We start from the raw sequence: 20,594 nt of genomic DNA on the forward strand, positions 1-20,594 counted from the left end.
ACATGGAGTAAAGGTTATGAATAAAGCAACACAAATGCTGGCTCTTGCTGGCATCTTGTCTGCGCCTTTTGCCGCCGCAGACAATAAACCGGTTGAAATAACCGTTAGTATGGTGCAAATCATTGGGACAATAGACCCCGCGAAAATTACCGATTACACCGAGTATATGGGGGCAGTCAATTTATATGATGGGCTGACAACCGTGAATACTTCTGGTGATATTGCCCCATTACTTGCAGAAAGCTGGGACGTGTCTGAAGACGGAAAAACGTACTTGTTTCGCCTAAAACAAGGTGCAACATTTCACGACGGCAGCACCATTGAAGCAAAAGATGTGGTGTATTCCATTCAGCGTTTGCTGACCTTAAATGAAGGACCGGCTGGCTTTTTCTCGAAAAGTATCGACTCGTCAAAATTGAAAGCCATCGATGCTCAAACTGTTCAGATTGGACTAACCGAGCCTTCTTCTGCTTTCTTAGCCACGACACCGCTGTTGTTTGTTGTCAACAGTGATAAGGCCATGGAGATGGGCAAAGGCGATAAGTGGGCTGAAGATTATATTGCAGAGAATGTATTAGGCGCGGGACCGTATAAGAAAGTGAGTTGGCAGCGAGGTAGTCGCATGATGCTGGAACGCTACACTGGCTATCATGGGACTTTTGGAGACAAGCCCATCGACAAAGTACGTTTGCTGGTCACTAACGATGAAGCGACGGTAAAAGCATTGGCGAATAAGGGAGAATTACACCTCACCAGCGTCTACCAAGCTGAAGAAACGTATAACGCACTGGCGAAGGTGAAAAACTACGAGATAAGCAAACAGAAAACGGCCACAGGCTTTTACATCAAGCTCAACAATAAGGTTGCCCCGACAGACGATGTGAATATCCGCAAAGCCATCGCTTACGCGGTGGATTACGTCACTATCAACGAAGTGATTTATGAAGGTGAGCCATTAGCTGGACCTTTACCGCCCGCTTTTAAATCCGCACATCTTGATTCCTTGACGTTGCCTGAGTTCAATTTGGACAAAGCCAAGCAATACGTTGATCAGTCGAAATACGCTGGAAAAGGCAAGATTCCACTGGTGCTGGGGTACGTGGCAGGCGCGGCGTTTGAAGAAGAGATCGCGTTGTTATTGCAGTCGACACTTGAAACGATTGGTTTTAAAACCACGCTTCAGAAAGACCCGTGGAATAGGGTGACGGAGATTGCCTCAAAACCGGAAACCACGCCGCACGTAAACCAGATTTTTTACGAGCCAGTCTACCCGTCTCCAGATGCGGTATTCTTCAATCAATATCATTCAGATGCATCAGGCAGTTGGGCTTCGATGTCTTGGCTGCAAGATGAAAAAGTGGATGGGTGGATCGAGCAAGCGAGGCTAGAAAACGATCCGGCGGTCCGCAACGACATTTACAAGCAGGTTCAACAATACTTGGTTGATAATCAAGTGGACATTTTCCTTCAAAACTCAGTCGATAAGCTTGGTGTTCACCAATGCTTGAAAGGCTTGAACTACATACCCATGCAAAGTTTCTATTTCGACTTTTCTCGCATGAATTGGGTATGTGATTAAGCATTAGACATTCAATAAAAAAATCCCTCGAACTTGTCGAGGGATTTTTGTTTTATGATGGCACGTCAACTTTTGGTTTACATGCGCTCTAACGTTTCGATACCCAGCAGTGACAAACCTTGCTTGATGGTTTTTGCGGTCAATGCTGCCAGCTTCAAGCGGCTTTGCTTCACGGCTTCGTCTTCAGCCACAAGGATAGGGCACGCCTCGTAGAAGCTAGAGAACTGACCTGCTAATTCGAACAAGTAGCTACACATGATGTGAGGCTGACCTTCGCGAGCAACAGACTGAACGGCTTCTTCAAACTGAAGTAACTTAGCGATCAATGCTTTCTCTTTTTCTTCAGTCACTTTGATTTCGCCTTGAAGCGAATCCATCGACACACCTGCTTTTGCGAATACAGACGCGACACGAGTGTAGGCGTATTGCATGTAAGGGGCAGTGTTGCCTTCGAATGCCAGCATGTTGTCCCAATCAAACACGTAGTCTGTTGTGCGGTGTTTTGATAAGTCTGCGTACTTAACGGCGGCCATCGCAACTGTATTAGCAATCTTGGCTTTTTCTTCGGAATCTAACCCTGGGTTTTTGGATTCGATGAGTTTTTCAGCGCGTTGTTCTGCTTCGTCCAGTAGGTCGGTGAGTTTCACAGAACCGCCAGCACGTGTTTTGAACGGGCGTCCGTCTTTACCCAACATCATGCCGAACGCATGGTGTTCCAGTGAAACGTTTTCAGGGATATAACCCGCTTTACGAACAATCGTCCAAGCTTGCATAAGGTGCTGATGCTGACGCGAATCAATAAAGTACAGCACGCGGTCTGCGCCAAGTTTTTCGAAACGGTATTTAGCACATGCAATATCGGTTGTTGTGTAAAGGAAGCCGCCATCGCGCTTTTGAACGATAACACCCATAGGCTCGCCATCTTTGTTTTTGTACTCATCAAGGAAAACAACTTGAGCGCCGTCATCCTCTTGCGCCAAACCTTTTTCTTTAAGGTCGGTGACAATTTCTGGCAACATGTTGTTGTACATGCTTTCGCCCATCACATCGTTCAATGTTAGCGATACATTTAAACGGTCGTAGTTGCGTTGGTTTTGAACCATAGTGATGTCGACAAGCTTTTTCCACATTTCTGCGCAGTATTCATCGCCACTTTGCAATTTGACAACGTAGTTACGCGCTTTTTCAGCGAAGGCTTCATCTTCATCGTACAGCTTTTTAGATTCGCGGTAGAAGGCTTCTAGATCGGAAAGTTCCATCGACACTTCGCCCGATTCCTTTTGAACGCGTTCTAGGTTAGCGATAAGCATACCGAACTGAGTGCCCCAGTCACCGATGTGGTTTGCACGAACCACTTTATGACCAAGGAATTCAAGCGTGCGAGTTACTGCGTCGCCAATTACCGTTGAACGAATGTGGTGAACCGCCATTTCTTTTGCAACGTTTGGTGCAGAATAATCGGTAACGATGGTTTTTTGTTCGTCTTTTGCTACACCCAAGCGCTCATCAGCTAACGCTGCATCCGCTTGTTTTGCCAAAAACGTTTCGCTTAGGAAGATGTTGATGAAACCAGGACCTGCAATCTCAGTTTTGCTTGCGATACCGTCTAGGTCTAAAACATCCAACACTTTTTGCGCAAATTCTCTAGGGTTAGTGCCTAGCTTTTTGGCTACACCCATAACACCGTTTGCTTGGTAGTCGCCAAACTGTGCCTTTGCAGATTGACGAACGGCAGCAGGGCTTCCTGCGGGTGCGCCAGCGGCTTCAAGAGCCTGAGATACTTTGTCGTTAATAAGTGCTTGGATATTCACACGAGCTTCCTTCAATTCTAAGAATTGTTTTGATGCATTCCCGCTGTATTTGAAGTTGGGGAATGGATACTTGTTCTAGTTCACAAAATGGCGTTAATCATATCAACTTTCTTCATTCTCTAGTAGTCAGAAAAAAGCGATTTTTACTACTTTTCAGCTCGATCTTGCTAGTATGGCGAGAAAATCAGACTTTTAGTGAGAACACCATGTCGATAGTGACGTCACGCTCCGATCTTCTACCTGAAAATATGTTGCTCCAGCTACCCGAATTTATGGCAAAAATCCAAGCTCTTTCTGAGCTCATAGGAATAGATTTATCGGGTTATCAAGCGGATCATATTGCCTTAAGGGTCAACGATCTAGAGACGGCAACATTTGCGCATAATGAATGGTTGAAATTGGGAAGTGAAATCTCCAGCGCTCAAATTAATGGTCGACCCATCATTGTGTTGGAATTTACTGAACCTGTTATTGCAAGCGGTTGGTCTTTAGAGTGTTTAGAGTTGCCCTATCCAGCTGAAGGTAAGAATTACCCCGTTGAATCGTGGGAGCATGTGGAGTTTGTGATTCCATCTGAGGCAAAAACGGCAAACGATTATTTGGCTTTTTTGAACTCGACTTTTCCGAATTTCCAAGAGAAGTCTGCTAAATTCGACCAACTGGGTATCAAAGTGAAAGTTTCTAGCCCTAAGGGAGAAGGTGAAAGGTTGCCAAACCCAACGGTCGCTTTTAAATACAATGGGGTTTGCATCAAGCTTCATCCTCACTCTCTGAAAGATGTTGTTGCATCTGAGCAAGGTTAGTGCCTGTCGAAAATAAACGTATTCTGTTAGTAATAAAAAACGGTGAGAGAGTGCTCACCGTTTGATGTTGTGCAGAAGTATTCTTGGTCGTTTTACAAGATCACAGTCTTATTTCCATAAACGAAGACGTGGTCATTCACCACTTTGTTGATGGCTTTGCTGAGCACATTTTTTTCAACATCGCGACCTGCCTGTGCCATATCAGCAGCACTGAAGTTATGATCGACAGGTATCACGTCTTGCTTAATGATTGGACCTTCATCCAAATCATTCGTCACGAAGTGAGCTGTAGCACCAATGATCTTAACACCACGATCAAACGCCTGTTGATACGGCTTTGCGCCGATAAATGCGGGTAAAAAACTATGGTGGATATTGATGATTTTATGGTGGTATTTTTCAACAAATTCTGGTGTAAGAACGCGCATATATTTAGCAAGGACAAGATAATCAGCTTCGTAGCTATCAATCACTTCAAGCATCTTTTTCTCATGTTCTTCACGCGTTAAATCTACATGGGAAACATGGTGATAAGGAATGTCGAATTTTTCCGTCAAATTCTGCAGGGTGTCATAGTTACCCACAACCGCAGCAATATCGATATTTAAGCTGCCATCGTAGTTTTTCATCAGAATGTCACCGATACAGTGCGCTTCTTTAGTAACCAGAATCACCACTTTTTTTCGATCCGACCCGATTAGTCTTCTTTTTGCGCCTTCAGGGAGCGCCTGATCCAAATCCAGCAAAAGCGTTTCGTCATTAAAGTAACCTTCAAGCTCAGTTCGCATGAAAAAATGACCGCTAGAGTTATCAACATACTCATTGTTATGAATAATATTGAGCTGATGCTTATAGCAAATATTCGTGATTTTGGAGATCAATCCGGGAGCGTCATTGCAATGCGTAAGTAGTGTTTTTCGTTCCATTTTTTTGATTACTTCCTGTAAGAATTCTTTTGAATTTCGAATATATACCCAAGTGACCTCAAGATGCTTGGTTCAGCGAGAATTAATTGGCTTTCAGGCAAGGCACCGGCTTGAAGATCTAGAAGTCTAAATCAAGAGTCGGTAACGCAGCATGAAAGCCAATTAAACTCGCCCTTGGGAGCACATATTCTGTACCACTTCATCGTCAAAGAACTTGGAAAGGACCAGTCATTACGCTGCGTTCTTTTCCTTGAATTGGACCAGAATATGCTGCTCTGAATCCTGAATCTTGAGGCCACTTGGGTATACCATTTTGAGACGAGAGTGGGCTTTATAAAAAAGAAATCGCGGTGTGAGCCTCAATATGTTGTCTATAATTAATCTATTATGGCGACGGTTTCAACAAAATAAGCACGTTCAGGAGTCTGCTGTGAAACTGGTTGAGTTTTACTCCTGCATATCAGAGAGGTGTTTGCTATGGATAAAGAACTGTTAGCCCGTAGGTTATATGTAGAGCGAGTCACAACCCTTGTTGGAGATCATGATATTGATGAAGATCTTCTAAACCAACTCTGGGAAGAAAAGGCAACACCATCTGAAGCGGCGCACGCTCTGCTTTCTGATGACGCTTTCCAAGGTCCTGCTTGGTTGGAGCGATACTTACATCGAAAGTGATAAGAGCTGACTAACCCAGTAACGGGGGGCTTCTTGAAGGCGCAAATTTCATTTCGAGTTTGCGTCTTTGTTTTTCTAGCTACAAAATTTAACCGCGAAAGATCAACAGCCCCTGCTCCCTCGACGAAAACTTCTCTTTCGGGAGTCGCATCTTGAGGTTGTTTGAGTATAATTCTTTCTTTGTTTTCATTCCTAGGTCAGCAGACCTTAAGAGCTTATGATCGATAAAACCTTTTCCGCTAGTGGTGCGTTAGGCAAAGCCATTAAAGGGTTTCAGCCCCGACAAGCACAGCTGGATATGGCTCGCGCAGTCGAAAAATCGATCAAAGATCAATCTCAGCTGGTGGTAGAAGCGGGAACGGGTACGGGGAAAACCTTTGCCTATTTGGTACCTGCACTTCTGAGTGGAAAAAAAACCATCATCAGCACTGGTTCAAAGAACCTTCAAGAACAGCTTTTTCATCGTGACTTACCATTAATGGTCGATGCCCTTGGTTATTTTGGCAGTGTTGCACTGCTCAAAGGGCGATCCAATTACTTATGTTTGGATAGATTGAGCCGGCAAATGGTTGAAAGCCACAGCGTAGAGGCGGATTCAACGCTTCTGACCCAGCTGGTGAAAGTGCGCAGTTGGTCGTCCGAGACCAAAAGTGGTGATTTGGGTGAATGCGATGATATTGCAGAAGATAGCCCAATTATCCCCGACATTACATCGACTAACGATAATTGCTTAGGCAAAGAGTGCCCAAGTTATCAAGACTGTTTTGTGCTTAAAGCGCGAAAGAAAGCCATGGATTCCGATGTCGTTGTTGTGAACCACCATTTATTTCTCGCCGACCTCGCGATAAAAGAAACAGGCTTCGGTGAGTTAATTCCCGAAGCTGATGTGTTTGTATTTGATGAAGCGCACCAAATCCCAGACATTGCGAGCCAATACTTCGGTTCGTCCATTTCGAGCCGTCAAATTCAGGAATTGTCTAAAGACATTGAAATTGGATATCGAACTGAAGCCAAAGACATGCGTCAGTTGCAGAAAGTTGCTGACCGTCTGGTTCAGTCCGCAATGGAAATGAGGCTTGTTTTAGGGGATCCAGGTTTTCGCGGAAATTGGCGAGAAGCGATGAAATCACCGTCGATAGAGCGTGAAATAACACGTTTACTTGATGTATTAGAACTCGCAATTGAAGTACTAAAAGTCGCGTTAGGTCGCAGTGAACTATTGGATGCGGCTTTTGAGCGAGCTAACGCAATCAAAGCGAGAATCGATCGGGTATGCGAAGTCGATATTACGGGTTACTCGTATTGGTTTGAATGTACTCCTCGTCACTTTTCATTGCATATTACTCCTTTGTCCGTCGCCGAGAAATTCCGTGAACAGGTGGAAATGAAACAGGGGGCGTGGATATTCACTTCAGCGACATTAGCGGTACAAGATGACTTTAGCCACTTTACCCATCGCTTAGGTTTAGAGCCGCCACAGCAGTTTTCTCTCCCCAGCCCATTCGATTATCAACAACAAGCGAGGCTGTGTGTTCCCCGATACCTTCCGGAACCAAACAGCCCCGGAATGTCTGAAAGTTTAGCGAGAATGCTCGGGCCCGTTATAGAGAAGAACGGTGGACGATGCTTTTTTCTTTGCACCTCTCACAGTATGATGCGCGACTTGGCAGAACGATTCCGAGAGCAGCTTTCGATACCAGTGCTTATGCAAGGTGAAACAACCAAGCAAAAATTACTAGCAGAATATTTAGAGCTGGGTAATGCCTTATTGGTGGCAACGGGTGCTTTTTGGGAAGGGATCGACGTTAGAGGTGACGCATTGAGCTGTGTTATTATTGATAAACTTCCTTTTACTGCACCCGATGATCCTTTGCTCAAAGCACGTATTGAAGATTGTCGCTTGAGTGGGGGCGAACCATTCAATCAAGTTCAAATACCCGATGCAGTGATTACCCTTAAACAAGGGGTCGGGCGTTTGATTCGAGATAAAAAAGACCAAGGCGCATTGATCATCTGTGATAACCGACTGGTCACCCGTGATTACGGGGCAGTTTTTATACAAAGTTTGCCGCCAATACCAAGAACACGGGATTTGGATGTCGTTAACCAATTTTTGAGTCAAGAGACACGTTCTGAATGAAAAGGTGTGTTTTGACTGAGGTTGGATAGGTTCCAACTAAAACCCAAAATAGATAAATGAATTACTGAGGCGTAAATGAGCGCGAAAATCCTAGCTTTAGACACCGCGACAGAAAACTGTTCTGTTGCATTGATTGTGGATGGAACATTGTACACGCGAAGTGAAGTCGCCCCGCGAGACCACACTAAGAAAGTGCTACCCATGGTCGATGAAGTACTCAAAGAAGCCAATATTACTCTGCAAGATTTGGATGCGTTGGCATTTGGCCGTGGTCCGGGAAGCTTCACAGGTGTTCGAATTGGCATCGGTATTGCACAAGGTTTAGCATTCGGTGCCGATTTGCCTATGATTGGTATATCCACCATGGAAGCCATGGCGCAAGCATGTTACCGCCTGCATGGTAAAAACCATGTTGCCAGTGCGATTGATGCCCGAATGAGCGAAGTTTATTGGGGGCGTTATGAGCGTCAAGAAAACGGCGAATGGTTGAAACAAGAACCTGAATGTGTTGTACCTCCAGCGGTATTGGCGGAAAATTTACAGCGTGATGAAAACGTTTGGACTCAAGCCGGAACAGGTTGGGATGCGTATTCTGAAGGGCTAGAGTCTTTGCCTTTAACTACGGAAGGCAGCGACGTGTTGTACCCAGACGCACAAGACATGGTGGTATTAGCACAGTTCGAATTTGCAAAAGGCAATACAGTGGCGGTGGAAGAATCCAGCCCAGTATATCTGCGAGACAATGTTACTTGGAAGAAACTTCCAGGTAAGGAATAAATGAGAGCGCCTGATAGCCAAAAGGTTATCGGGCTCTAGGTCAACAGACCCTAAAAAGGACATCTATGGCTTCCATTAATGGATTACCTCCAGTTGTTGTCCCTCATACCAATAAGGCGCAAAAGCAGTCTAAGGTAAAGAAAGAACAGGGAAAACAACCCGTCAGCCAACCGACTAAGGTGGCAAATGCCGTTGCTCAAACCATCAGGCATGTTGATGAGTCGGAGATACACCGTGCCCAGATAGAATATGACTTACCAGAAGGACGTTCTCGCAAGGCGATGGAAGAGTACATGGGTGTCATGAATCAAGCGAAAAAAGAGGAACTTGCACAGCTTCTTGGAGTCGATATTTATATCTAATTTTACCCCAATAATGCACACTTTGGCTTAGTCGTAGGATCTTATCTTCGAATGGTTATATGAGGTTACTTGGGTGTAACAGTTTGATATAGTTGATACCAGTTCTCATTAACGGAGCATGTTATGTTGGTTCGCCGTTGTCTATTTATTCTTTCCGTATTTCTACTTTCTGCCTGCTCAAGCTTGCCCGAGCAACTTACCGCTCAATCTGAAGAAGTTATTACGGATTACCCAATTTTCGCAGCTCATGAAGGCACCACCGATGTTCGTCTAGGTGGTATGATCGCCACAGTCACCAATCTAGCCGATAAATCTCGTATTGAAATAGTCAACCTCCCTATCAGCAAAACAGGAAAACCCGATATAAGCACCGACGCAAATGGTCGCTTTGTTGCTTACATTGATGGCTTTATCGATCCTGTGACTTATGCTGAAGGTCGGCTTGTTACCGTTGTTGGAAAATCTCAGCCTACAGAGCAAGGTAAAGTAGGGGAGTTTGACTATACATTCCCTGTAATGAATGCGTATGGCATGCATTTGTGGCGCGTTGAAGAATCTGTGATTGTCCATGACTTTGATTCTTATCTTTACCCTTGCTATGGCATCAATTGTCGGTCAAGCCGAATGGGTTCTAACCGAGCTAAAGTGATTCAAGAAGTGAAATAATGAAATCTCATCAATATGTGATAGGCAGTCATTCTACGATTGCCTCACTAGAATTAGGTGAAGCAAAAACGGCCGCTAAGACGGTCGTTTTTGTTCATGGCTGGATGGATAACTCGGAAAGCTTTACCGGAGTGATGAAAGCACTACACCGGATTGATCCAACGCTGCATTTAGTGGCGATTGATTTGCCTGGTCATGGATTGTCTACAGATAAAGGGGCGGACAATTTTTATCCGTTTCACGATTATATAGACGATCTTCATGGCATTTTGCAGAAATTCTCAGCAAAAGAAACCATTTTGGTTGGGCATTCTCTTGGTGCATTGATTACAAGTTGCTATAGTGCCGCGTTTCCTGAAAAGGTGACAGCTTTGGTTGAAATCGAAGGATACGGTCCGCTTTCTGAATCTTCTGAAAATTCAACAAAACGGCTGCGTACCGGTGTATTAAGCCGGCATAGATATCGCGAAAAGAAACCGAAAGGCTTATCCGATCCAGAAGACGCTGTTCGCATTCGTTCTATTAATACTCAAGTAGCGCAAGCGCTTATTAGACCGATGACCTACCGTGCTTTAGAGCAAAAAAACGGGCAATGGTATTGGCGACATGATGAAAAGCTTAAGTGCGATTCTTTGTACAGAATGAGCGAGCAGCAACGAAACGACATTATCAATAATATTGAATGCCCGCATTTGATCATTTTAGGTGAAAGTGGTTTTGCGTCTTTGAAAGAACCCTACTCGCTAAAGAAGTCTGAAAAAGACGAAAAAGGGGAAAAAGACGAGAAAAGCTCGCAACCCCATGAAAAATGGGTGTCTATTCCCGGAGGTCATCACTGTCACCTAGAGCATCCAGAAAAGGTCAGCGAGCTGATTATGGATTTGGTTAACAAAATTTAAACAAGTGTTTGATTATTTCGTGTCACAACACGAATGACTGTGCTGTAATGACTCGGCTTCAACCATCAGCCAGTCGAATTTGAGGAGTTTATTTGTGGATAAAGTTTGGCTAACACGTTACCCAAGTGATGTACCTGAAACCATTGACCCAGACAGCTACCCTTCGTTGGTGGAAATGTTTGAGCAATCGGTACATAAGTTTGCCGACCAGCCTGCCTTCATGAACATGGGGTCAGTCATGACGTTCCGAAAGTTAGAAGAACGCAGTCGCGCATTCGCCGCTTATTTACAAAATGAACTGAAATTGAAAAAAGGCGATCGGGTAGCGATCATGATGCCTAACTTGTTGCAATACCCGATAGCCCTATTTGGTATTCTACGAGCGGGCTTAATCGCAGTAAATGTTAACCCGCTATATACCCCACGTGAACTTGAACATCAGCTAAATGATTCTGGCGCGAAAGCCATTGTGATTGTCTCTAACTTTGCGAATACGTTAGAACAAGTCGTTGATAACACGCCAATCAAACACGTTATTTTAACCAGCCTTGGGCAGATGCTTCCGCGTGCGAAAGGGACATTGGTCGACTTCGTGGTGAAATACGTGAAAGGCATGGTACCAAAGTACGATTTACCCAATGCCATTTCATTCCGTAAAGCGATTCGAAAAGGTCGCCGAGAGCAATATGTGAAGCCATTTATGTCTGGTGATGATATTGCCTTTTTGCAATACACGGGTGGCACAACAGGCGTAGCAAAAGGCGCAGTATTGACTCACCGCAATATGCTCGCAAATGTCATGCAAGCGAAAGGGGCTTATGGTCCGGTATTAACTGAAGGTCGTGAGTTAGTTGTGACCGCACTGCCGCTTTACCACATCTTTGCGCTTACCGTGAACTGTCTGCTATTCATTGAGCTGGGTGGAAGAAACCTCATGATCACCAACCCGCGTGATATTCCAGGCTTCGTAAAAGAACTTCAAAAATACCCGTTTACCGCTATTACGGGCGTGAATACGTTATTCAATGCTTTAGTCAACAACGAAGATTTTAAAGAGTTAGATTTCAGCCGGATGAGCATTGCAGTCGGCGGTGGAATGGCTGTTCAACGAGCAGTAGCTGATAAATGGAAAGACATTACTGGCGGATTCCTGCTTGAAGGGTATGGTTTAACAGAATGTGCACCATTGGTAGCCGCTAATCCACATGATTCGACGGAATATAACGGCGCGATCGGTTTGCCTGTCCCTTCCACCGATGTTCGAATTATTGATGATGAAGGTAACGTATTACCAAATGATCAGGTTGGCGAACTTCAAGTTCGAGGTCCGCAAGTTATGCAGGGGTACTGGCAGCGACCTGAAGCCACTAAAGAAGTGATCGATCATGACGGTTGGCTGTCGACAGGCGATATCGTGAAGTTTGATGAGGAAGGTTTCCTTCATATTGTTGACCGCAAGAAAGACATGATTCTGGTTTCTGGCTTCAACGTGTACCCAAATGAAATTGAAGATGTGGTTTCGTTGCACGGAAAAGTGCTTGAAGTCGCCGCCATTGGCGAACCGCATGAAGTCTCTGGGGAAGTGGTCAAGATCTGCGTTGTTAAACGAGATCCGAGCTTAACGAAAAACGAATTGATCAGCCACTGCCGTGAACATCTTACAGGTTATAAAATCCCTAAAATTGTCGAATTCAGAGATGATTTACCCAAAACTAACGTTGGTAAAATTTTAAGACGTGCACTTCGTGAAGAAAACACAAAGGCTGAGACTGCATAAATGCGCGGTTTTATGCTGTAAAACTGGTTGAAAGACCAGCATAACTTATCTCGGAATGTTAAAGTGTCGGCAACTGCTGGCATTTTTTATGCTTATTAATTTTTAAGTTTATTAAGGTCAATAGACCCTAGACTTAAATCATCCTTACTGAAGTTAGCGTACGCAATGATGTTAGGCTTACAAGGTAACTTGGGTGTCATCCTGAATATAAAACGAATAACAATTAAGAGATTTACGTGAACTATCAGATAGTAGATACAAAAGAAGCATTGGAAGCTGTTTGCCTGTCCGCCCGCGAAGTCGATACCGTTATGCTAGATACGGAATTTGTCAGAACTCGCACCTTCTACCCTCAGTTAGGTCTAATTCAACTCTTCGATGGTACGACACTGTCTTTGATTGATCCTACTGTTATTGACGAAATGGATGCATTCGAAGCGTTATTAAAAGACACCTCGGTATTGAAAGTTCTGCATGCGTGTGGAGAAGATTTAGAAGTGTTTGCCCATGTTTTTGGAGCAATACCAGTCCCAATGATGGACACTCAAATCATGGCTGCGTTTCTTGGACATGGCTTATCCACTGGCTTTGCAGCGTTGGTAAACGAATACCTGGGTGTAGAGCTAGACAAAAGCGAAGCACGCACAGACTGGTTAGCGAGGCCGCTGACTAGCAAGCAGTTGGAATACGCAGCAGCAGATGTCCACTACCTTCTTCCTATGTTTGAAAAACTGGAAGCGGCAGTTCGAGACGCTGGCTGGTGGGAAGCTGCGCAACAGGAATCGGACCTCATTGCTTCTAAGCGCGTGGTTACACACGTTCCAGAAAAGGCTTACCAAGACATCAAAGGTGCTTGGCAGCTTCGTCCTAATCAACTCGCTATTCTTAAAATCCTTGCTCAATGGCGTTTAGAGGAAGCACTTAAGCGTGATATCGCATTGAATTTTGTATTCCGCGAGCAAAACTTGTGGGCAGCAGCGCGATTTGGCATCAAAAGCTTGAAACGTATGGAGCAAGAAGGTTTTGATCACCGCGAAATCCGTCGACATGGCAACACGGTTATTGCGATGGTGAAACAAGGCGAGCAGGTGCCTGAAGATGAGTATCCTGATGTTGTTGAAAGGCTGATGGACAAACCAGAATACAAACAATTGTTCAAACAGCTTAAAGATGAAGTAAAGAAAGCGTCTCAGAAGAGTGGATTAGCGACGGAATTCCTCGCTTCCAAAAAACAGCTTAATCAGTTGATCAGTTGGGTATGGAAAAAGGATCGTAATCCTTCCAATATGCCAGATGTTATGACAAGTTGGCGCAAAGAGTTATTTGGTGAACAGCTGAATAAATTGCTCTAAAAGTATTCTATTTTTAATACCTAAGTACCTTAGTACCTTAGTTTATTTGGGTGTAAAAGCACTGAGGCTCAGTATTCACTGAGCCTTTTTTCATTTATCTTCTCTTGCCTAGGGTCTTCCTTTCTATTTTTACGTTTCGTTGTTTTGACTGTTTATCAAGGCTTCAATTTTGGGCAGTAACGCTTTGAGCTGAGCTAGCGTATTGAGTAACGCAGGTTTCGATCCGAGCTTGGAATGATTTTCAATTTCTTGTGTCAATTGGTACAACTCGTCGAGCCCTATTGTGGATGCAGAAGATTTCAGTTTGTGGGCAATGTTCGCCACTACGCTCATTTCAAATTCCTCGCTTTCGACATCTGCTAGAGCCTGATATTGCGGTAAGCTCAATTGCATAAAGTCATTAACGCTCTGTTTGTAGGCATTCATATCACCGCCAAATATGGTATCAACAACTTCTAGGTTCATCGCGACTCCTGAGCTGGCAGTTGTGTATGAACTTGGCATCCAGTCGTGAAGCATCCGCTTGAGTTTTTCCAATTCAATAGGTTTTGGAAGGTAATCATCCATCCCTGCAGTTAAGCATTTCTTAGCCTCACCAATCATTGCGTTTGCAGTAACAGCGATGATGGGAATTCTTCGCCCCTTTTCGATTTGTTTTTGGCGAAGAGCGGAAGTGAGCTCGTACCCGTCACATTCTGGCATATGGCAATCGGTTAACACCAAATCAAAGTCATATTGTTCATAAATGGCTTGCGCCTGTAAGCCTTCGTCTGCAAGTTTGCATTCGTAGCCCAATGCCTTGAGCTGTTTTTTGATGACTTCTTGGTTTACCGGGTTATCTTCTGCTACCAAAATGAGCCCTTTTGATTCTCCAGCACTGAGTTCCTTGATCTCCAATTGTTCTTCGGTATGCGGCGCTATATCGAATGGGCTTTCCATACCTGTCACAACTCGTAACCCGTATCTTAGGTTTGAAAGCTTGAGAGGCTGTGCAGAGATAGAGAAAGTTCGCTCGCTAATTTGTGAAGAAATATTAGCCTGAGGCAATAATTCCAAATACTTAATGGAATCGTGTAATGCTGCTGGCTCCATCGCCACGAGATCTGCAAGGCTGTCCGTGATAATGATGCAATGAGGATCAGTGAGCTTGAGGTTTGGGAACAGGTGACGATCCAGTTTTTTCCAAGGGATACAAAGTGTTTTCAGGTAGCTTGGAAGATGGCTATTTAACCAATCAGTCGATAAGTCGACGTACACCTGAGTTTCAGCGATATGTACTGGATTTACGCGATTACTTGGGTCTTGAGAGAATGGGAAAGTTAGGTGAATACTGAACGTCGTTCCAATACCAACGGTACTGTTTACCGAGATTTCTCCCCCCATGAGCTCTGTTAAATGTTTCGATATCGATAAGCCCAATCCAGTGCCACCAAAGCGACGTGTTGTATCTGATTCAGCTTGTGTAAACGGAGTGAAAAGTGTGCTTATTTGGTCTTGATGGATTCCGATTCCATTATCTTTAATATCGAATTGAATGGTGATTTGGTTTACGTCAATAAAGTAGGCATGAACTTCGAGCGATACCTCTCCACGCCTTGAAAGCTTTGACGAGAACTTAATAGCGTTGCCAATAATGTTAAACAATATCTGGCGCAATCGAACCGGATCACCTTGGACCTCCTCTGGTAGCTCTGGATCAATATAAAGTTGGAAAACAATGCCCGCATTTTCTGCGCTTGGCGATAGAGTTGATACAACATTTTCCAGTGTTTCTCGAAGAGGGAGTGCTGTTTGCTCTACATCGAGCTTACCTGCCTCAATCTTAGAAAAATCGAGAATATCGTTGATGATATTCAGCAGCGAAAACGAAGACTCTCGAACGGTTTTAAGCATTCTTTGCTGTTCGCGATTGACTCTGGTGGTGTTGAGCAAGTCAATCATGCCTATAATCCCATTCATTGGGGTTCGAATCTCGTGGCTCATGGTGGCCAAGAAATTGGCTTTCGCCTTCGTTGCAGACTCGGCATTATCGCGTGCGATGATCACTTCCTGTTGATATTGATTCCTTTCTATCTGATTTTGGCGAAACGCTTCTAGCATTCGCGCCATTTCTCCAACTTCATCACTGCGATACCGATACGGTACTTTGATGCTGGTATCGCCTTTTATAAGGCTTTTCATCTGTTGATTGATGGTGAGAAGGGGAGCACTAATAGAGCGATAAATGTAGATGGTCACCACGGTACAAAACACTAGAACGGCGAAGATAGAGCCAAATAAGAAATAGTTATAATTGTTGGTTAGGTTATCGAGAACGGTGAGCCTTTCCGTCATTTGGCTATCTAGACGAGCACTTAATAGGCCAATGGTGTCGGAAAGTTGCTTATATTCTTGCCCCGTTACTTCTTCTGCAATTTTAAGGACGCCTTGCTTATCGTTATTATTGTAGCGTTCAAATACTTCAAATCCGCCATTGCGCATTACTCGTAGCTCTGCACGCAGTGTTTCAATAAGTTCATGAGATGAAGGTTCGTTAAGGAGATATTTGAGCCAAGTGAGTAAGAACTCAGCCCTTTGAATGGAAGATGAAAATTCCTCCTTTACACCTTGAGCACCTAATACATACACTTTCATTTGCAGATTAAGATCGTTAATCAACTCAAACAGCTCATCGCTTTGAAGAGAAAGCTTGGAAGAATGAGCATTAGATTCCAGTACTTGGACTTTTTCTGAAAGGTTGAGCAGTGATTGCCCTGTAGTATCAACCATGGACGTTACTTGAGCTTTTGCCCAAACTTCATCGCTGGGATTGTAGAAAGAGAAAATATCGAGCTTAACACGATTTTCAAATTGGAAAAATAAGCTACTTAGTTCTTGCACAGTATGTATATCGACCGATTCCGACTTCTCAATCACATCAAGGTAATGAAAGAACTGCTCTCGGTTATTGTCAAACGATTCAGCACGTGCGGCATCACCAAGAATGTAATGCAGCATATCGGCATTCATATCCCCAATCACATCCAGCAAATTAATTGAAGCGAGCTCTCCAGGAATGTTCTGTCTGCTAATCGTTGCATTATTTTCCTGAACTTGAGAATAAAGCTGAAAACTAAGGATCGCTTTAGTGACAACAATCGCCGCAATTGCCACCATAGCGATTGTTATTTTGCCGGAGATCATCTGCCATTTGGTAATGAAATAGCTCATAATCGTTCACCAAAATTATAAAATGTAACTTTTTGTAACATATTTTGTATGTTAAAGTAAGTCAAATATCAATACAAAATCAATGGAATTTGCCGGAGGCCGGAACCCGAAAATGACAGAGCAATCGTTTGAGCAACTGCATGTTCTGGTAATTGATGACGACCCTTTCATATTGAATATGCTCGAAAGAGCACTTAGCTCTATGGGGATTGTTCAAATTACCTTAACCACTAATTCTGTCGAAGGAGCAGAGGCTATTTCCTGCCAGCTCAATCCAGTTAATGTGGTTATTTCTGATTTGAACATGCCGTCTTTAGATGGTGTCGAGTTAATTCGTCATATGGAGGCATTGCACCATAGCGCTTCGCTGATTTTGATCAGTGGTGAAGACGATCGTATTTTGCAAACCGCCGTTAAGATAGCTCAGGAAAGAGGAATCCCTGTACTCGGAGCATTGTCTAAGCCTATCAATACTGAAGAGTTAAAACGCATGTTCAGTTCTTCTGGCTTGATGGGGGGCAACCAAGGATACCGAGTGAATCTCACGGCGATTGGTGCTGAATTAAGGCAAGCCATAGTGAAGGGTGACATTGTTCCTCACTATCAGCCTCAGCTTTGTATTCAAAGCAGACAAGTCGTCGGTGTGGAAGCGCTTGCTCGTTGGAATCACCCCGAAAGAGGCACCATCCCACCAAACGTATTTATCCCAATTGCCGAGAAGCTAGGTTTAATAAATCACTTAACTGAGATGATTTTCAAGCAGGGCATCGCCGATTTAGCCCGTTGGAAAGCGAACGGTTGGGATTTGATGTTGTCTGTGAATTTTTCTCACTACTGTCTATCGAATTTGGAGATTCCTAGGCAAGTGAAAGAGTTGGTAATGGAGCACAACATTCCCGCTCGTCACATTGTGATCGAAATTACGGAATCATTGCTCAGCAAAGATGCGACAACCAGTTTGGATATTCTAACTCGCTTTCGATTGAAGGGCTTTGGCTTATCTATTGATGACTTCGGTACAGGGTTTTCTACTATGGAACAATTACAGCGAGTTCCGTTTACTGAACTTAAATTGGATCGCTCTTTTGTTCATGAAGCCGAAAATAGCAAGGTAAGTAAAGCCATTATTGAAACCAGCTTATCGCTGGCAAAAAAATTAGAAATCTCGACAGTGGCGGAAGGCGTTGAAACGTTCCGAGAACTGGAATTTGTTATGAATAATGGCTGCGATTTGGTGCAAGGGTACTACGTATCCCCACCGATGAAAGTGGAAGATTTTGAGCAATGGTTGAGCGATAACCTAAGCTTTGACCACTTGTTCAAACCACCCGTTTCAAACTAGCTGGTTAAGCTAAGAATTCCACATAAAAACAGCGGCTGAGTTAGCCGCTGTTTTTTATTTATCTTAATTATTTATCTTCGTCGGGCAACTTCACATTGAGTTCTAGCACTGATAAATCATCATCATTTTGTTCAAGTGATACATTGACCATTTCGGGGTCGATGTCGACGTATTTACTGATGACTTTCAGAATATCTTCTTTTAGTTGTGGTAAGTAAGTAGGGGCATCCGACCCTTCCTTACGGCGCTCTGCAACAATTATCTGCAGGCGCTCTTTAGCAACATTGGCGGATGTTTTCTTTTGTGGTCGGAAAAACTCCAATAAAGACATAATTAGCCTCCAAATAGTCGTTTAAAGATGCCTTTTTTTTGCTCCGTTAAGAAGCGGAACGCTCTTTCATTACCCAGCAAGCGCTCAACTGCATCATCGTAGGCGAGACCTGCATCAGACTCGTCATCAAAAATCACTGGTACACCTTTATTCGATGCGTTCAGAACCGCTTGGCTTTCTGGAATCACACCCAATAGAGAAATATGCAGAATTTCTTCCACGTCCTCGACACTCAACATTTCGCCCAGTGTTACGCGTTCCGGATTGTAGCGAGTTAACAACAGGTGCTGTTTTACTGGCTCTAGCCCTTCTTCTGCACGTCGGCTCTTTGAGTCTAGAATTCCTAGAATTCGGTCAGAATCACGTACCGATGAAACTTCTGGGTTAGTCGTAACAATGGCTTCATCTGCAAAGTATAGTGCCATGAGCGCCCCTTGTTCGATGCCAGCGGGTGAATCGCAAATGATAAAATCGAAGCCCATTTCATCTAATTCATTCAAAATTCGCTGTACGCCTTCTTTTGTGAGCGCATCTTTATCACGAGTTTGTGAAGCAGGAAGAATGAATAAATTTTCAGTGCGCTTGTCCTTAATCATGGCTTGATTAAGTGTGGCTTCACCATTGATAACATTAACGAAATCGTAAACCACGCGGCGTTCACAACCCATAATCAGGTCGAGGTTACGTAAACCAATATCGAAATCGATGACGGCCGTTTTTTTACCTTTTAGAGCGAGCCCAGAGGCGATCGCCGCGCTAGAGGTGGTTTTACCAACGCCACCTTTACCTGATGTAACAACAATGATGCGTGCCATCAAATTTTCCTTTTTAAATCGTGAGGGTGTCGATTGTCAGTTGGTCTTCATGCATGCTGAGCATGATTTTTTGCTGCCAATACGTACTGTCAATTTGGTCACTGAGCCAGTAATTCCCTGCAATGGAAATCAGCTCAGCCTGTAAATCGTGGCAAATAATCTTTGCTTCTTTTTGCCCGCTTGCTCCGGCGATGGCTCTGCCTCTAAGAGTGCCATGAATGTGAATACTGCCATCGGCAATCACTTCTGCACCTGCGCTAACATGGTTTAATATGACCAAGTCGCCATCTTTCGCATAGATTTGCTGACCAGAGCGAATAGGAGTACGCACGATTTTAGTCGGCGCCATTTGGGCTGGAGCAGTGGTGGTCTTACTTGAAGACATAACGGCAAAGCCTGCTTCTTTAGCTGAAGATTGTGCTCGTTTGTCTTTGCAGCCAGTCACGCCAACAGGGATCATTCCCGTCGAAAGAACGCCTGTTTTTAACTGCTGAAAATCGACATCACCGGACATTTGTTCGATGTTAAGCACTACTGGCGCATGTTGGAAAAATGCAGGGGCTTGTTCGACTTTGTCGTGCAGAAAACGTACACTCTCGCTCACGTCAGTGCCTGACAGGTGAAGGACAGATAACGTAAAACTGCTGCCTTTTAAATCCGTGGATGTTGTCATGATTAAATTTCAAACAATTTGGCTTGGGCTCAAACCCTAAAATGGTAGCATGTTATATTTCTACACAATCCTCATCAAGCAACTTATTGTCAAATAGACGCTTTACGTTCAAAATCTCTTAAACTTTACGAAAACTTCACTTTTTAGCGAAGAAAAATACGCAAGAATAGGTCTCATATGTTGTGTTCTATCTACAAAAGCCCTAAAAAAGAAGGGGCATACCTGTACATTCCTAAGAAAGATGATTTTTCTGAGGTTCCGCAGCCTTTAAAAGACATGTTTGGTAAACCTGTCTTTGTTATGGTCATCAAAATTGATGGTCGTAAACTGGCTCAAGTAGACGTAGAAAAAGTAAAAGAATCAATGGAAAGTGAAGGTTTCTTCCTTCAGCTTCCACCACCACCAGAAAATTTACTAGAAAAATATAAAGAGCAGAAGGCGAAGCAAAAATAATAA

At 43.9% G+C, this 20,594-nt stretch carries 18 protein-coding genes; 12 read left to right on the forward strand and 6 right to left on the reverse strand.

From position 1 onward, the window contains the following. Positions 1-16 precede the first annotated feature (16 nt). On the forward strand, positions 17-1,579 hold the full coding sequence (locus VPNCDNU1_RS04375; protein ID WP_104399225.1) for an ABC transporter substrate-binding protein: 1,563 nt from the start codon (positions 17-19) through the stop codon (positions 1,577-1,579). 77 nt (positions 1,580-1,656) lie between these two features. Here the strand turns inward: VPNCDNU1_RS04375 and argS are convergent, their stop codons facing one another. Beyond that, positions 1,657-3,390: an arginine--tRNA ligase gene (gene argS, locus VPNCDNU1_RS04380; protein WP_104399226.1), complete on the reverse strand. Its 1,734-nt coding sequence runs from the start codon at positions 3,388-3,390 to the stop codon at positions 1,657-1,659. A gap of 206 nt (positions 3,391-3,596) precedes the next feature. Here argS and VPNCDNU1_RS04385 point away from each other — a divergent pair, with 206 nt between their 5' ends. After that, entirely contained in the window at positions 3,597-4,193 is a 597-nt protein-coding gene (locus VPNCDNU1_RS04385; RefSeq protein ID WP_104399227.1) for a VOC family protein, read from the forward strand. A 92-nt stretch (positions 4,194-4,285) separates the two neighbouring features. On the opposite strand, the gene purU is transcribed toward VPNCDNU1_RS04385, so the two are convergent. Beyond that, a complete protein-coding gene (purU, locus tag VPNCDNU1_RS04390; RefSeq protein ID WP_104399228.1) occupies positions 4,286-5,119 on the reverse strand; it encodes a formyltetrahydrofolate deformylase in 834 nt (277 codons plus the stop codon). A gap of 477 nt (positions 5,120-5,596) precedes the next feature. Here purU and VPNCDNU1_RS04395 point away from each other — a divergent pair, with 477 nt between their 5' ends. From VPNCDNU1_RS04395 to rnd, 8 genes are all read left to right on the forward strand, one after another. Next, positions 5,597-5,794, forward strand: coding sequence for a hypothetical protein (locus tag VPNCDNU1_RS04395; RefSeq protein ID WP_104399229.1), 198 nt, complete (start codon positions 5,597-5,599; stop codon positions 5,792-5,794). A gap of 217 nt (positions 5,795-6,011) precedes the next feature. After that, positions 6,012-7,934 carry an ATP-dependent DNA helicase gene (locus VPNCDNU1_RS04400; protein ID WP_104399230.1) on the forward strand — a complete coding sequence of 641 codons (1,923 nt, stop codon included), beginning with the start codon at positions 6,012-6,014 and terminating at the stop codon, positions 7,932-7,934. Positions 7,935-8,009: 75 nt separating this feature from the next. After that, positions 8,010-8,711 (forward strand): tRNA (adenosine(37)-N6)-threonylcarbamoyltransferase complex dimerization subunit type 1 TsaB, encoded by a 702-nt coding sequence (gene tsaB, locus VPNCDNU1_RS04405; RefSeq protein ID WP_104399231.1) that lies wholly within the window; start codon positions 8,010-8,012, stop codon positions 8,709-8,711. 65 nt (positions 8,712-8,776) lie between these two features. Further along, a complete protein-coding gene (locus tag VPNCDNU1_RS04410; protein WP_104399232.1) occupies positions 8,777-9,073 on the forward strand; it encodes a chromosome partitioning protein ParA in 297 nt (98 codons plus the stop codon). A 123-nt stretch (positions 9,074-9,196) separates the two neighbouring features. Continuing rightward, a complete protein-coding gene (locus VPNCDNU1_RS04415) occupies positions 9,197-9,739 on the forward strand; it encodes a Slp family lipoprotein (RefSeq protein WP_104399233.1) in 543 nt (180 codons plus the stop codon). Further along, a complete protein-coding gene (locus tag VPNCDNU1_RS04420; protein WP_104399234.1) occupies positions 9,739-10,638 on the forward strand; it encodes an alpha/beta fold hydrolase in 900 nt (299 codons plus the stop codon). Before VPNCDNU1_RS04415 ends, VPNCDNU1_RS04420 begins: the two co-directional genes overlap by 1 nt. A gap of 94 nt (positions 10,639-10,732) precedes the next feature. Then, entirely contained in the window at positions 10,733-12,415 is a 1,683-nt protein-coding gene (gene fadD / locus VPNCDNU1_RS04425; protein ID WP_104399235.1) for a long-chain-fatty-acid--CoA ligase FadD, read from the forward strand. Between the two features lie 236 nt (positions 12,416-12,651). Next, the gene (gene rnd, locus VPNCDNU1_RS04430; protein ID WP_104399236.1) at positions 12,652-13,767 is read left to right on the forward strand and encodes a ribonuclease D; all 1,116 of its coding nucleotides are present in this window, start codon (positions 12,652-12,654) and stop codon (positions 13,765-13,767) included. A 129-nt stretch (positions 13,768-13,896) separates the two neighbouring features. On the opposite strand, the gene VPNCDNU1_RS04435 is transcribed toward rnd, so the two are convergent. After that, complete coding sequence (locus VPNCDNU1_RS04435; RefSeq protein WP_104399237.1) at positions 13,897-16,977, reverse strand: hybrid sensor histidine kinase/response regulator; 3,081 nt, start codon at positions 16,975-16,977, stop codon at positions 13,897-13,899. A 112-nt stretch (positions 16,978-17,089) separates the two neighbouring features. Here VPNCDNU1_RS04435 and VPNCDNU1_RS04440 point away from each other — a divergent pair, with 112 nt between their 5' ends. Then, complete coding sequence (locus VPNCDNU1_RS04440; RefSeq protein WP_167404717.1) at positions 17,090-18,319, forward strand: EAL domain-containing response regulator; 1,230 nt, start codon at positions 17,090-17,092, stop codon at positions 18,317-18,319. 67 nt (positions 18,320-18,386) lie between these two features. Here the strand turns inward: VPNCDNU1_RS04440 and minE are convergent, their stop codons facing one another. The 3 genes from minE to minC are packed head-to-tail and all read right to left on the reverse strand — an operon-like array spanning position 18,387 to position 20,138. Next, a complete protein-coding gene (gene minE, locus VPNCDNU1_RS04445; protein WP_104399239.1) occupies positions 18,387-18,650 on the reverse strand; it encodes a cell division topological specificity factor MinE in 264 nt (87 codons plus the stop codon). Positions 18,651-18,652: 2 nt separating this feature from the next. Next, complete coding sequence (gene minD / locus VPNCDNU1_RS04450) at positions 18,653-19,465, reverse strand: septum site-determining protein MinD (RefSeq protein WP_104399240.1); 813 nt, start codon at positions 19,463-19,465, stop codon at positions 18,653-18,655. Positions 19,466-19,478: 13 nt separating this feature from the next. Then, a complete protein-coding gene (gene minC, locus VPNCDNU1_RS04455; protein ID WP_104399241.1) occupies positions 19,479-20,138 on the reverse strand; it encodes a septum site-determining protein MinC in 660 nt (219 codons plus the stop codon). Positions 20,139-20,315: 177 nt separating this feature from the next. Here minC and VPNCDNU1_RS04460 point away from each other — a divergent pair, with 177 nt between their 5' ends. Beyond that, complete coding sequence (locus tag VPNCDNU1_RS04460) at positions 20,316-20,591, forward strand: YcgL domain-containing protein (RefSeq protein WP_104399242.1); 276 nt, start codon at positions 20,316-20,318, stop codon at positions 20,589-20,591. Positions 20,592-20,594 lie beyond the last annotated feature (3 nt).

This window comes from Vibrio penaeicida (assembly GCF_002933855.1).
Classification (GTDB): domain Bacteria; phylum Pseudomonadota; class Gammaproteobacteria; order Enterobacterales; family Vibrionaceae; genus Vibrio; species Vibrio penaeicida_A.

Excerpts from the sequence above, each read along its gene's own strand:
- VPNCDNU1_RS04375 (WP_104399225.1), top strand. The coding sequence starts at position 17 with ATGAATAAAGCAACACAAATGCTGGCTCTTGCTGGCATCTTGTCTGCG.
- VPNCDNU1_RS04385 (WP_104399227.1), top strand. The coding sequence starts at position 3,597 with ATGTCGATAGTGACGTCACGCTCCGATCTTCTACCTGAAAATATGTTG.
- purU (WP_104399228.1), bottom strand. The coding sequence starts at position 5,119 with ATGGAACGAAAAACACTACTTACGCATTGCAATGACGCTCCCGGATTG.
- VPNCDNU1_RS04395 (WP_104399229.1), top strand. The coding sequence starts at position 5,597 with ATGGATAAAGAACTGTTAGCCCGTAGGTTATATGTAGAGCGAGTCACA.
- VPNCDNU1_RS04400 (WP_104399230.1), top strand. The coding sequence starts at position 6,012 with ATGATCGATAAAACCTTTTCCGCTAGTGGTGCGTTAGGCAAAGCCATT.
- tsaB (WP_104399231.1), top strand. The coding sequence starts at position 8,010 with ATGAGCGCGAAAATCCTAGCTTTAGACACCGCGACAGAAAACTGTTCT.
- VPNCDNU1_RS04410 (WP_104399232.1), top strand. The coding sequence starts at position 8,777 with ATGGCTTCCATTAATGGATTACCTCCAGTTGTTGTCCCTCATACCAAT.
- VPNCDNU1_RS04415 (WP_104399233.1), top strand. The coding sequence starts at position 9,197 with ATGTTGGTTCGCCGTTGTCTATTTATTCTTTCCGTATTTCTACTTTCT.
- VPNCDNU1_RS04420 (WP_104399234.1), top strand. The coding sequence starts at position 9,739 with ATGAAATCTCATCAATATGTGATAGGCAGTCATTCTACGATTGCCTCA.
- VPNCDNU1_RS04435 (WP_104399237.1), bottom strand. The coding sequence starts at position 16,977 with ATGAGCTATTTCATTACCAAATGGCAGATGATCTCCGGCAAAATAACA.
- VPNCDNU1_RS04440 (WP_167404717.1), top strand. The coding sequence starts at position 17,090 with ATGACAGAGCAATCGTTTGAGCAACTGCATGTTCTGGTAATTGATGAC.
- minE (WP_104399239.1), bottom strand. The coding sequence starts at position 18,650 with ATGTCTTTATTGGAGTTTTTCCGACCACAAAAGAAAACATCCGCCAAT.
- minD (WP_104399240.1), bottom strand. The coding sequence starts at position 19,465 with ATGGCACGCATCATTGTTGTTACATCAGGTAAAGGTGGCGTTGGTAAA.
- minC (WP_104399241.1), bottom strand. The coding sequence starts at position 20,138 with ATGACAACATCCACGGATTTAAAAGGCAGCAGTTTTACGTTATCTGTC.
- VPNCDNU1_RS04460 (WP_104399242.1), top strand. The coding sequence starts at position 20,316 with ATGTTGTGTTCTATCTACAAAAGCCCTAAAAAAGAAGGGGCATACCTG.